Source organism: Pseudomonadota bacterium (assembly GCA_026388275.1).
Lineage (GTDB): Bacteria > Desulfobacterota > Syntrophorhabdia > Syntrophorhabdales > Syntrophorhabdaceae > JAPLKB01.
This window is the reverse complement of record JAPLKB010000046.1, coordinates 15440-28970: the sequence shown is the minus strand read 5'-3', so window position 1 is coordinate 28970 and position 13531 is coordinate 15440. Positions and strand designations below refer to the sequence as shown.

The window sequence follows — 13531 nt, the reverse complement described above, 5'->3', positions numbered from 1 at the left end:
TGGCCGTTATTGCTGCAATGAGAAAATTGCTTCTTATCGCACATGCTGTATATAAGGGTAAAGTACCATATCGTGATGTATGATAAAAAAACTAAAAAAGGAGAGTTTTGGGCTTGACATTAATGACAGTATCTGACCCCGATGTTCTCCCTTGTAGCCGGTCTTCCTGCTTATATTGAATTGAAGGCATAATTCGTTGACAGGGAAATACTCATTCAAATATTCTGCTATAAATCTTACTCTCTGGTTCATAATGGTAACTCCTTCCCAACCCATAGACACCTCCTTATCTGTGTGTCTATGAATTAATACTAAAGTGTTACCTATGTCCCCAGAATAATCTGTTACCTATCTCCCCGTTCGGTCACCTGACGGATATTGCTGCGTCTCCAGTTTTTTCTATATCTTCAGTTCTGAAATTCTAACATCACTAATTTCAATTCGTCCTTGTCCAGGTGTGTATTGCAAATGTATTCTTATGCTTTTGTTATAGTCAGCTTTGAAATTCAATTTAATTTTTTCTCCCTTTATTGAGGGTGTCTTAAAGGGAGTCAAAACATTCACGCCATCAGGCTTTACACCTGTGTCGTCATGACACCAAAGTTGAAACATTCCGGTCGTGCCAGTGTCAGATTTTGCAAAACAGGATATTTCATAAGTTTTGCCGATCTCCAGTATATAGTTCAAGTCAAGATGTGAACCATCTGTCCCCTGTGGTGTTTGTACTGATGTTCCGGTAAAAATCATTTTGTCACCAACTATGCTTGCATAATTACTGCCCCAATGATTAAGCCACCATAAATTATTGATTGGTATCTTTTCAGATTTCTCTTTAATTTTCTCAATATCGTTAAATATTTTGCTGATTGATGCAATTAGCTGCTCAGAGTTTTCCTCCGTTTTTAGTGATTTTAATTGAACTTTTAGTTCTTCCAAATCGGATACGACTTCCTTGGTTCTAAGAAAAGTAGAAACAAAATTTTTTTCGTCTTTATAATCTTTAGGGGCGTAAAGTTTTTGATGATGACAGATTACTAAATAGGTGAATACACCTAGAACAACAAATGGAAAAATAATGATAAACCAAATTAAAGGCAGTCTTTCTCCTGAGCCGTGTAAGTTATTTAGGCCGGTGCCTAAAACTAAACAAGCGACTCCATAAATCGATGAAACAAAAAGACCAATTATTCCCAGAGGATTGTTTGTAAGTCCTTTTGTTTTTTCCATAAAGTCAGTCACAGGGTTATTCATAATTATCCTTTAAATTAGCTGCCAACGCAAAGGTCAGCGAGCCGCGCTTATTGCGGATTCGCTGCACCGCCTTGTTGGGCAACACATTGTTATTATTAAAGATATAATCATTGTGTCGCATTATATATTCAAATGTCAAGGGCAGACCCCTTTGTTTTCCCTGTCTTTTACTTGTATTACTTCTGAAAGCTTTTCTTTATGGTTATATCCAAGGGAGGTTTTCATTTGCAGTCTAAGATTTCAATTGCCGCACTTTTCACTTGGTCTACCGGGGAAGGCATAATCCCTACGTTAATGTCCTTAAATGTCCTTTTTGAATGCGGAGATACAATATCATAGATAGTAAAATTCAAAGTTCCCAATTTGGTTCCACTTGCCGCGAAGAATGACATTATTCCATTAATGTCTTTGCATGTTTCGTCTAAAGTGTTTTCAATTGTTATTGACGTTAATATGGCTACAGTGCCAAAACCACTTCTCTCCCAATTGAACTTAACGCCATGGCGCGATTGGCTCAACTTTTTGACGTAGTTGGCCGCTTCCTTTTCCTTCCTGATTCTGTCGGGGGAATTTTTCTCCTTTTCCCATACTTGACCAAAAAGTGTTAACCCCTCCTTTTTCCATTCCTCCGATTTGACATCTACCATGTTGAGATACTTCTTGGCATCGTCCAGCCTACCAGAAGCAAGAGACTCTTTAGCTTTTCTTATATTTGTCGCATCGCGGTTGTCTATACTTTCTGAGAGCGCTTTTCCTTCTGTATTCCATACCTTAGAATTTCTTGGAACGAGTTTCAGAAAGTTTTTAGCCTCGTCTATTTTGTCGTCTGATACGGCTCTCTTGGCGTTTTGAATATTCCTTTGGGCCAAATCCTCATTTGGACTACACGCACATACCCACGCTGCAAAGAACAAAAGAAAAACGTACTTCAATGGCACCCTAAGTTGTTTATATCGTTCGTTCATGAACTATCACCTTCCGACTGTGTAATATGCTTGCACACGGTAGCTCTATTTTGGTTCCAACACGGGCGTCAGCCAGACGCGCTTCGCGTGGATTGGCTGCACACACTCGTTAGGGGGTATTTTATGATTCATTTCTTGCTCAACAATGCAATAACGATAGCAGTAATCGTAGACGCTATAGCCGCTACCGCAGCTACAATTGCTGCTATTTTTGCCCATCGTGCGGAACGTGCAGCCGCAGCAGCTTCATCGCGGGCGATAGTGTTGGCCTCCCGTGCAAATGAGTTGGCCTCAGAAGCAAGTAGATTGGCATCTTTCGCTACTGCAAGGGTTTCTTCTTCTCGTGCATCTCGTTTGGAAGAAGCGTCGGCAAAAGCGGCAACCTGCTTAGAGCGTAGCCAGCTTTCGACTTCATCCCGTGTTTTTGAGCCAGGATCTCCATGAACGCGACCCGTCGCCATTTCACGCAAAACGGTATCCACACCTTTCTTTTCGAGGAGGTCAAGTTGTTCTTTGTTCATGTTCTATCTGTCCCTAACAATTAACTATACATCTCTACTGCAACATATCCCAATATTTCTTCATTGGCGCCATATATCCCCCTCAATAGTCTGGATATACGGCAGCCTTGAAAATCTCTCTTATCCATCCAAGGGCCTTTTAACGCTAAGCTCCGTTTTATTCAATATGTTTGTGTAAATCATTGTTGTTGAAACATTAGTATGATCAAAAAGTTTCTTGGCAGTACTTGTATCGTAGTTTACATCCTATATGTGAGCTGCAAAAGAATGATAGAAAATGTTTTAATTATCCCCCTAACACCCACCCTTTTTTATTTCTATTGTCCTGCTATTTCAATAACATGTCAAGACATTTATCAAACATTACACTTTTCAATCTGCCCGTAATGAGGAACCCCGAACATTGATAAATTTTTGTTCGTCTCAGTATACCGTCTTCCCAATTAATATTCTCCGACACAGTGTCGGAGAATATTAATATTCCCGTAAATCAAACATGGAGGCTGTTCTACATAATTTAACTTTTTGAGAGGTATCACGGGAGGTCAAATATTATGATACAGACTGAATAATGAGCAGGTAGAGAAAACACGCGATGAGGCCTGAAGGCATTACTAAGAAAATCCGTGAAACTGTTTCACGGATTTCTAAAATATCTGCTAAGTCAATACAGGCAATGTTTTGCTCAATATCATTTTTAAAACCTGTTTATAGGATTTTAAGGTATTGTCATCAAAAAGTTTCGTGAAAGTTTGTTAGGAAGATTGAACAAGCCAAAACAAATGAACCTCCCCGCAGCAGAGCTGCGAGGTATCAGAGGAATGGGGAACATGATTATTCCCCCCCTCACCCTGCCCTCTCCCTCAAGGGGCGAGGGAATGTGGTTACCCCGAAGCAGAGCTTCGAGGAATCTATTGATTGAGCAGGGAAAAAGGGATTTGAAAATGAAAAACAGATGGAATGTAGAGAATAGAATTGAAAATGAAGAAATTCGCCCCCTTCTTTATTCCGGATTCACATATGCTGAATCCGGTTTGAGTGGGCAGCGGCATGTCGGGGATTTTGCAGATGTGGATGGGCTGTGAGATTTGCAGGCCGCAGACGTACTCAATGTACGTCGGAGGATCGCAAGGCGAAGCAGACCGCCGCAGATCAATATCCCCGACATGCCGCTGCCCGAACAAGAGAGAACCCGAAAAGAAACTAATATTCAAAAGAACAATGAACAATTATGATGATTTTCTTTGACAAAATATCAAAATAATGTAAATTAAAAATTAATGGTGCCGGTGAAAGACGACGGTATTAAAAAAGTCTCTGAAATGCTCCTTAAATTCCGCAAAGAGCGGGACTGGGAACAGTTTCATTCACCTAAAAATCTTGCCATATCAATCTCAATTGAGGCTGCCGAGCTTCTCGAACACTTCCAGTGGCAGAATGAAAATGAGGAGTTTACCCCTGAAAAGAAGCATAAAATCGCTGAAGAACTGGCCGATATATTCAATTATCTGGTTATGCTGGCAGGCGACCTCGAAATAGACATTATCGAATCGGTAAAAAAGAAGATAGAGGAGAACGCCAGAAAATACCCGATAGAAAAAGCAAAGGGCTCTATGAAAAAGTATAGAGACCTTTAAAAAAATCAGAGGGGGTTATTTTGAAATATTTAACAATATTTGCTCTCCTCATAGCTTTAGTTACTGTCAACTCATACGCATCAGAAGAAATACCCCCCGTTTTTTCATTAAAAAAGGATGCCATCTCTCAAAAACTAAAAGATAACGGTTTTAGTGATGACGAAATTCACAAGATTTTTTCTGATTCACGTATAGAACTATACCCTGAGATGTTAAACAAAAGCGGTAAGGGGTTGAATTATATGAGCCGGAAATTCGGTCTTCTTTCTAAAAAATCAGTTAAGAGAGGCCAAAAGGTTTTAAAAGAACATATGTCTGCCTTTAAGGAAATCGAGAACCAATTCGGCGTTGAAAAAGAGGTGCTTGTTGCTATTTACAGGGTAGAAACCAATCTTGGAAATGCAAGGGGCAATTATCTCGTATTCAACAGCCTTCTTACCATGTCTGTATATGAAAACCGTCGTTCAGAATGGGCAACAGGAGAATTGATAAACCTCCTGATGCTTTGTAAGGGCAACAATAAAGACCCCTTTTCAATCAAGGGCTCATGGGCAGGCGCCTTCGGCCTTTGCCAGTTTATACCTTCTTCATACTTACTTTACGCCGTTGACGGCAACGGGGACGGTGAAATTGATCTATTCAATTTCCATGACGCAATGGCAAGCATTGCAAATTATCTTAAGGAACACGGCTGGGTAAAGGGCAACACGGATAAAAATAAAAAAGCTGTTTGGGCTTATAACCACTGCGACAATTATGTAAAAGCTGTCCTTGCCTACGCCAAAGCAAGCAAGGTCTCCAAGAAGAGTTAAAATGTACACTATTGATACAGATTTGAAATGAGCGAGCGCTCTGGTTAAAAGAAATGGGGGATGGGGACATGCTGTAGTCCCCATCCCCCAGGTTATATCAAATTTTCTTATTATTTTGCTTTAAGTTCCTTAAATTTTTCGGTCATGGCAGGTAATATCTCTTTCCAGTCCCCGACGATCCCGAAGTTGGCTACGTTGAAAATATTAGCTTCTTTATCTTTATTTATTGCCACGATACACTTTGATCCCAGGCAGCCCGCAATATGCGCCATTGCCCCGGAGAGACCCACTGCTAAGTACAATTTCGGACTGACTACCTTTCCACTCTGTCCTATCTGGAGTGTCGCAGGAGCCCAGCCCTCGTCACATGCGACCCTTGTACCGCCAACAGCACCTCCAAGAATATCTGCAAGTTCACGAAGTTTCGCGAAGTCGGCAGCAGTGCCCATACCGCGTCCACCGGCTATAACGACTTCAGCGTCTTCCAGTTTCACACCTTCAACTTCTTCTTTTATCTTTTCGACAACCTTAACTTTAAGCGCTGAAGGATCGACCTTGTCTTCCACCGGGATGGCCTTGCCCTGCCGGGCATCATCGCGCTCTGCCGGCGGCACTACTTTTGCTCTCATAGTGGCCATCTGAGGACGTGCAGCCTTTGACACCATTGTTGCAATTGCATTACCGCCAAAAACAGGTCTTGTCGCCACCAGCAATTTCGTTGCCGGATCAATTGCTAAAGCCGAACATTCCATAGAAAGCCCGCCTCCTAAACGGCCGTTAAGCCTCGGCGATATATCGCAACCAATATCGGTATGGCCGAAAAGCATAATCGAGGGAAGTACTTTCTTGCAAAGACCAGCCGCTATCTGAGTGTAGGCATCAGAATTGTACGCATCAAGAATACCTTCTTCGGCAGTATAAACATTGTCTGCCCCATAGGCAATTGCATCCTTGCTCAAGCTTCCTGCTTTGCTTCCCATTAACAGAATACTTAATTCCTCGCCCAGTTCATTGGCAAGCTTTCTTCCGACTCCAAGGAGCTCTATTGTGACTGGCGCTAATTGCCCATCAGTGGTTTCACCCAAAACTAAAACACCTTTATAATTATCCATTTAATATCCTCCGTTCGTTATATCAGATTGGCAAGCTTCGAAACCAGGTTAGCAGCTGCTTCGCCAGGTGTAGCACCGGTAACAATCTCACATTCTGTTTTACGCACCGGTACAGTTAGACTGGAAATCTCGGTATGGGCGTTGCCCTTATCCAATTGTGCGCCTTCAGCGCCGATATCCTGCGCCTTCCAGACCGGAATCTGTTTTTTCTTGGCCATCATAAGACGCACTCCGGCAGGGAGACGCGGCAGACCAATCTCACTGCTGACGGTAACCAGGCTTGGCATAGGAGCTTCTACCATTTCATAGCCATCGCTCACTATCCTCTTAACTTTGACGTTTGTGCCTTCAGCCTGAATATCACAAGCAAGAGTAATGACAGGTATTCCGAGTATTTCAGCCAGAATTGAGCCAACCTGACCGGCACCCCAGTCAGCGGCCTGTCTGCCGCACAAAACAAGGTCGTACTCACCGATCTTCTGTATAGCCTTTGAAAGAACATAGGCAGTACCAAAGCTGTCCAGGTTTTCGAAAGCCGGATCACTGAGAACATAACCGTCATCAGCGCCCATAGCTATAGCATTTTTTATCATGTCAGCAGCCTTTTCAGATCCCACGCTTAACACGGTTATCTTCCCTTTGTTCTTATCCTTGAGTCTGCATGCTCCTTCCAATGCTCTTTCATCATAAACGCTGATTACAGGGGGCACTCCTGCAGGCGGCACTACCTGTTTCGTCTCAGGATCAATCTTGAATTTGGCCGGTGGTATCTCGGGATCAAGTACTTGTTTAACGCAAACGATAATATTCATATAATCTCCTCTCCTTTTTAAGATTGCTTCATTGCCGTTTCAACCAATTCAATAAGGTCTTTTGCCTTTAATGAATCTTTCACACCTTTCTGTTCAATGCCCTCCTCGAGCATTTGCAGACAATAGGGGCATGAAGTCGCAACCGTATCAACCCCGGTCTTGATAACTTCATCCATACGCATATGATTAATCTTTGTTGTACCATGCTGTTCTTCTATCCACATATGTCCGCCGCCTCCGCCGCAGCAAAAGGTAGTGGTTTTTGAACGTTCCATTTCTTTAAATCTGGCCTTCGGCATATTCTGTATTACCTCACGCGGTTCCTGATAAATCTCATTATAACGGCTTAAATAGCAGGGGTCATGATAGGCAATGACAGAATCCACATCATTGGTAAGTTTTAATTTGCCCTGTTTTATCAAATCAGCAATCACTTCGGTATAGTGAACTACTTTGAATTCAGCGCCGAATGCAGGATATTCATTCTTGAATGCATTAAAGCAGTGAGGGCAGGAAGTAATGACTTCTTTAATATTGTAGTTTTTCAGCGTTTCAATGTTCTCTTCTGCTGAGAGCTGAAACTGGAATTCATAGCCGGATCTTCTTGCAGGATCGCCGCAGCAGGCTTCTGCTTCACCTAATACGCAGAAATCAACTCCGGCTGCTTTCAACACCTTTGCCAGGGAAAGAGTAGCTAAGACATTTCGGTCAATAAGAGCCCCGGTACAGCCTACCCAGAGCAGAGTGCTGGGATTATCTTCGCATTCACCTAATATTTTGAGTCCCATGTCATTTGTCCAATCGCCTCTCAACCTCAACGACTGGGCTCCGGCCCATGGATTACCTCTTGTCTGCATATTTCTGAGCATAAGCTGGGCGCTTTCCGGCATCTTGTTTTCCACCAACACGAGATATTGCCTCATTTGTATTATCTTGCGTATATGCTCTATACCGACCGGGCATACCTCCTGGCAGGCGCCGCAGGTGGTACAGGCCCAGATTTTATCTTCATCTACCACATCACCGATCATACTCTTACCCTGGCTTTCCGCAGATGCTTCTGCATCGCCGGATGCCTTGCCATTCCCTGCAAGCAATCCCGGAGCTACTTCCAGCAGATGTTCTTTCAGGTCATGAATAACCTCTTTGGGCGAGAGGGTTTTGCCGCTGAGATGGGCAGGGCAGTTGACATGGCATCTTCCGCACACTGCACAGGCATAAAAATCGAGCATATCTTTCCATTTAAAATCCTGAATCTTCGATGCACCCAGAGACACAGATTCGTCACCATTTTCAAGGGCTTCAAGAGCTTCCATAGGAATCGGCTCAATTACCACTTTAGGTCCTATGGGTCTGAAGAAAACATTAAAAGCAGAGGCAAGAACATGGAGGTGCTTGGAACGCGGGATATAAATTGCAAAGGCAAGGATCAAGGCATAGTGTATCCACCATGCCACATGGGAAACCTCTAACAGTGCCTCTTTCGAAACACCTGTACCTGACAACCAGCCGCCGATTGCCTTTGACAGAAGCGGCCATCCGGATGTTTCTCCCTCGGCTGCAAATTTAAAGCTCTCTATTATAAAATGGAATGCCATAAGGCCGAAGACCATAGCCATTATAACACCTGCCTCAACGCTCATCTCCAGTCTTTCCGGTCTTACTATAAAACGCCTGATTGCTGCCCATACTATAGCAATGATGACGAATAATCCGGCAAAATCCAGAATAGAAAAATAAACCGTCTCAAAGTCATTGTTCATAAGATACGGATACAGGCCGAAACCTTCTGCCAGACCGATGAAAACAATATAGCTGATTAAGAAAAAACTGAATCCCCAGAACATGAAGGCATGCCCGAGCCCTGCCAGGTCTTTTGCGGTAACACTTTTCAGAGTACACCGTTGAGGAATAACTTCGACGAACATATTAATTATTCTCTGTCCTATGTTATCGAAGCGGTTCTCCTGCTTCCCCAGGCACATGACGCGGAAGAGGAAATAAGCTCTTTGTGCAAATAAACCGATGGCAATCAAGAACATGACCCAAAAAATGACATAACCAGATATGCCAATCGCACTAACTGGCGACATAATTACCTCCTAAGTGTTTGCTTATGTGAATTATTTAACAACCTATCTTTTATATCATGAAAACACAGTTTGTCAAGAAAAAATGGATACATCATTTAAGAAATCAGCCACCTTGTTTGCTGCTGATTATCGCACGTCATGCCTGATGTAATAAGCCTGCACAGTGCTCGTTCTATCTTTGCCGAAACGGTACTATGCTTCAGGCTGCGGGGAATTTGTCCGCTTCTGTATAAATTTTAAAGGCCCCGTAAAAAATGCGGGGCCTTTAAATCATTACTATGATTTTATTGCTTCAAGCAACTTCTTTATTCTTTACCTTTTTTGACTATCGCTCTCTGTCCTTCAGGAAGAGGAGCCGGAACTTCGCCTGTAATCTTCGTTATTGCACCGAATCGCGGCGGGCAGGCTTCAAAGCAGCTTCCGCATCTTATGCATTTATCCTGATCTATAATATGGACTTCGCCCTTGGCGCTTATAATCGCATCCATAGGACATCTTCTAACGCAGGTCATACAGGCCTGACACTTCTGCGGATCAATATAGTACGAGAATATTTCGTCAAATAATTTGTCGATCTCGTCTTTGGTGAAAAAGTTGTCATATTCTTCATGCTTTTCAAGACGCGTCCCAAGCTTTTCATTTTTTACTATCTTGATATAGGGGACTAACTTTTTAACCTGTGCAAGTCTTGTGTTTAATTCATTTTTCTCTATTCCTTCGCTCTTGCCGATAGGTCCCAACTCTTTTATCTTCTTTATAAAATCATTTGTAGATTCGACAAAAACATTTGCTTCAGCACCGGACATAAACTGTATCCGCAATCTTTGAGGATTCAGTCCGATGCGCTCCATTATTTTTTTCAATAAAAGCACCATGTTAAGAGCCTGGTAATTGCCATGAGTAATATAATTACATTCATTCAAATGGCAAGCACCTATAAATACTCCGTCTATTCCGTTCGAGAAGGCTTTGAGTACAAATGCCATGTCTACTCTACCGGAACACATGACGCGGATAAGTCTCATTTCAGTTGTATATTGCAGTCTGGAAACTCCAGCCAGGTCAGCAGCTCCGTACGCTCACCAGTTACATGCAAAACCTAATACTTTAGGTTTAAATTTCAGTCCTGCGCTCATTCGTTTCCACCTCCTTTATTTCATTCTACTCATTGCCGGCTGCATCGATTTGCTGTATAATCTCTTCCTCTGAAGTCATGGCATCAATTTCACTCAAGACCTCTTCATTGGTATAATGCTTAAGTGAAATAGCCGCTGTCGGACACTTTGCATTACAGAGGCCATCTCCTTTACAGAGGACAGGATTTACTGCAACTTTTTTACCTTGTTTTGTATCGTGAAGTTCCAGGGCGCCATACGTGCAGACTGCAACGCATGCCCCGCAACCCATGCACTTCTTCTCATCTACCATGCAGACAGAACCGGAGGCCACGACAATATCGTGTGAAAGAAGCGTCAATGCCCGGCCTGCTGCTCCATATGCCTGGTTAATTGATTCCTGTATAAACTTGGGATAGTGAGCCATGCCGCAAAGGTAAACGCCATCTGTTGCAAACTCAACAGGTTTTAATTTAACATGAGCTTCTTTGTAGAAACCATCAGGGCTCAGCGTTACCTTGAATAAGTTGGCTACTTCCTTTGTTGCTGCAGAGGGTACAACAGCAGCAGCTAAGGCAATGATATCGGCAGCTATTTCCACCTGGTCACCGAGAATGTAATCAATAGCAGTAACTTTAAGAACAGGGCGGCCATCCTCATCCGACTCACCGGGTTCTATCTGGGGTGGAGCCTCAGGTTCATAACGGATGAATTTTACTTCCTTGCCTGCCGCTTCCCGGTAAAAATCTTCTTTAAACCCGTAGGTTCTCATATCCCGGAAGAGGATGTAAATATCCATATTGGGGTTTTTCTCTTTCAGCAGCAGGGCGTTTTTTACAGACTCACTGCAACATATTCTGCTGCAATAGTTTCTCTCTTCGTTTCTGCAGCCTACGCACTGGATCATCACGAGACTTTGTGCGTTTACTACTTTTTCATCATTACTGAAGATCTTCTCTTCTAATTCAAGATGTGTCATGACTCTGTCGTCTTCACCATACAGGTATTCCGTAGGTGTATACATATCCAAACCGATTGCGATGACGACTGCGCCATGTTTTATCTCTGTAACTCCTCTATCGGAACTGATAGTGGTTACGAAGTTCCCCACATATCCTGTGGCCGATGTTATTGTCGCATCCGTATATACATGTATCAATGGATGCTGATATATCTTTTTTATAAGATCACGCAGATAGGCCTGAACATCCAGTTTTTCAAGGGTGGTATGAATCTTCCGGGCCATTCCGCCAAGGTCTTTATCCTTTTCCACTATGTACACTTCGTGTCCCTGGTTTGCAATGGAGAGTGCACTATTCATGCCGGCTATGCCTCCGCCGACTATTAACGCTCTTTTATCAACCGACAGATCAAATTCCTGTAGGGGTTCCAACTGACATGCTCTGGCTACCGACATCCGGATTATATCATGTGCCTTTTCAGTAGCTTCTTCCTTCTCTTTCGAGTGGACCCAGGAGTTATGCTCCCGGATATTGGCCATTTCGTAATAATACTGATTAATTCCCGCCTCACGGAGTGTATCGCGGAACAGGGGTTCAAGGGTCCTGGGGCTGCAGGCAGCCACAACTACCCGGTTGAGATTTTTTTCATTTATCATATCGGTTATTTGTTTTGCAGAGTTGGTGGCGCAGGAAAAGAGCTGTTCCTGAGCATAGACAACATTGGGTAAGGTCTTGCAGTATTCAACCGTTCCGGGAACATTCACTATCCTTCCGATATTAGCTCCGCAATGACAGACAAAGACGCCTACCCTCGGCTCCTCCTGGGAGAGATCTTTTTCAGGGGGATATACCCTTTCTTTGGAAAGATTTCCCCGGCGGTAATCAAGAAGTTCTCCGATCTGGGAACCGGCTCCGCTGGCAGAAAAAACAGACTCGGGGATATCGAGGGGTCCTTGCATACCTCCGGTCACAAAGATGCCGGATCTGTTTGTCTCCATAGGATTAACGGGGTTGAGTTTTGCAAAATCATGAGATTCGAGTTCAATACCGTATTTCTGTGCGATATCCTTCACACCGAGAGGAGGATTCAATCCGATGGATAACACTACCATGTCGAATTCTTCCTCTTTTACTCCCTCATCAGTTGTAGTGTACCGTATGGTAACATTTTTCGTTATTGGATCTTCTCTTACTATCGTTGGATAGGTTCTGAAAAAACGAACATCGGCAAGTGCTTCTGTTCTCTGATAGAACCGCTCGAAATCCTTCCCGTAGGAACGGATATCGTTATGAAATATTGTACACTTTGCCCCTGCGTCATGGTCTTTTGTGAGAATTACATGCTTCTGTGTATAGGCGCAGCATACTGCCGAACAATAGCTGTTGCCGCCTTCGATAACCTGTCGGGAACCGATGCACTGAATCCAGGCTATGTTATGGGGGTGCTTCAAGTCGGAACCACGGAGTACCTCGCCTCCGTAAGGTCCGGTGGAGCACAGAAGACGCTCATAGTCCATACTGGTTACCACATTTACGAACTCTTCGTATTTATATTCCTTCCTCACCTTGGGATCATATGGCTCAATACCCTGAGACAGAATTATGGCCCCTACATTTATATCTACCTTTTCCGGGGCTTGATTTAAATCTATGGCGTTATTTTTACACACTGCTTCGCAGATACGGCATTTGCCCTCTTTCAGGTAAAGGCAGCTTTCATCAATATATGTGATAAGCGGGATTGCCTGAGCAAAATACACATGGACAGCTTTATTCATCGATATTTCCTGATTATATTGATCAGGATATTTGACGGGACAATATTCCACGCAGACAGTGCAACCGGTACATTTGTCTTCGAGAATATACCTGGGCTTTCTAATTAGTGTTACGTTAAAATTTCCTGCTTGTCCTTCTACACTATCAACTTCTGTATAAGTAAGAACCTCTATGTTTGGATGCCGGCCGACCTCGACCAGTTTCGGTGCGAGTATTCACATCGAGCAGTCATTGGTCGGAAAGGTCTTGTCAAGCTGGGCCATGTGGCCACCTATGCTCGGCGCCTTTTCAACCAGGTATACCTTGAAACCGGCAGTAGCAAGGTCAAGAGATGCCTGGATGCCGCTTATGCCTCCACCAACAACCATTACGTCTCCGAAATTGCTGTCGCTAAGATTCTTACAAATCTGTTGAATATTGTCTTTTAGCGCTATTACATTTTCCATTTTCTATTCCCTCATAAGGTTCTATC

General features: G+C 43.3%; 12 protein-coding genes. 3 read left to right on the top strand and 9 right to left on the bottom strand.

Annotated elements, in window-relative coordinates; genetic code table 11:
* Positions 1–33: 33 nt before the first annotated feature.
* From NT010_11730 to NT010_11715, 4 genes are all read right to left on the bottom strand, one after another.
* Positions 34–276: a hypothetical protein gene (locus tag NT010_11730; protein ID MCX5806712.1), complete on the bottom strand. Its 243-nt coding sequence runs from the start codon at positions 274–276 to the stop codon at positions 34–36.
* Between the two features lie 123 nt (positions 277–399).
* Positions 400–1251, bottom strand: a complete 852-nt coding sequence (locus tag NT010_11725; protein ID MCX5806711.1) for a hypothetical protein — start codon at positions 1249–1251, stop codon at positions 400–402.
* 221 nt (positions 1252–1472) lie between these two features.
* Positions 1473–2216: a hypothetical protein gene (locus NT010_11720; protein MCX5806710.1), complete on the bottom strand. Its 744-nt coding sequence runs from the start codon at positions 2214–2216 to the stop codon at positions 1473–1475.
* Between the two features lie 128 nt (positions 2217–2344).
* Positions 2345–2698: a hypothetical protein gene (locus tag NT010_11715; protein ID MCX5806709.1), complete on the bottom strand. Its 354-nt coding sequence runs from the start codon at positions 2696–2698 to the stop codon at positions 2345–2347.
* A 983-nt stretch (positions 2699–3681) separates the two neighbouring features.
* Here NT010_11715 and NT010_11710 point away from each other — a divergent pair.
* The 3 genes from NT010_11710 (at position 3682) to NT010_11700 (ending at position 5186) form a co-directional block, all read left to right on the top strand.
* Positions 3682–3822, top strand: a complete 141-nt coding sequence (locus NT010_11710) for a hypothetical protein (protein MCX5806708.1) — start codon at positions 3682–3684, stop codon at positions 3820–3822.
* 204 nt (positions 3823–4026) lie between these two features.
* Positions 4027–4374: a nucleotide pyrophosphohydrolase gene (locus NT010_11705; protein ID MCX5806707.1), complete on the top strand. Its 348-nt coding sequence runs from the start codon at positions 4027–4029 to the stop codon at positions 4372–4374.
* A 20-nt stretch (positions 4375–4394) separates the two neighbouring features.
* The gene (locus NT010_11700; protein ID MCX5806706.1) at positions 4395–5186 is read left to right on the top strand and encodes a lytic murein transglycosylase; all 792 of its coding nucleotides are present in this window, start codon (positions 4395–4397) and stop codon (positions 5184–5186) included.
* A gap of 110 nt (positions 5187–5296) precedes the next feature.
* On the opposite strand, the gene NT010_11695 is transcribed toward NT010_11700, so the two are convergent.
* The 5 genes from NT010_11695 to NT010_11675 all read right to left on the bottom strand — a co-directional run bounded on the left by NT010_11695 (position 5297) and on the right by NT010_11675 (position 13505).
* Positions 5297–6298, bottom strand: coding sequence for an electron transfer flavoprotein subunit alpha/FixB family protein (locus tag NT010_11695; protein MCX5806705.1), 1002 nt, complete (start codon positions 6296–6298; stop codon positions 5297–5299).
* Between the two features lie 17 nt (positions 6299–6315).
* Positions 6316–7110 carry an electron transfer flavoprotein subunit beta/FixA family protein gene (locus tag NT010_11690; GenBank protein MCX5806704.1) on the bottom strand — a complete coding sequence of 265 codons (795 nt, stop codon included), beginning with the start codon at positions 7108–7110 and terminating at the stop codon, positions 6316–6318.
* A 17-nt stretch (positions 7111–7127) separates the two neighbouring features.
* A complete protein-coding gene (locus NT010_11685) occupies positions 7128–9203 on the bottom strand; it encodes a (Fe-S)-binding protein (GenBank protein MCX5806703.1) in 2076 nt (691 codons plus the stop codon).
* A gap of 305 nt (positions 9204–9508) precedes the next feature.
* On the bottom strand, positions 9509–10339 hold the full coding sequence (locus tag NT010_11680) for a hydrogenase iron-sulfur subunit (protein ID MCX5806702.1): 831 nt from the start codon (positions 10337–10339) through the stop codon (positions 9509–9511).
* A 25-nt stretch (positions 10340–10364) separates the two neighbouring features.
* Positions 10365–13505, bottom strand: a complete 3141-nt coding sequence (locus NT010_11675; protein MCX5806701.1) for an FAD-dependent oxidoreductase — start codon at positions 13503–13505, stop codon at positions 10365–10367.
* Positions 13506–13531 lie beyond the last annotated feature (26 nt).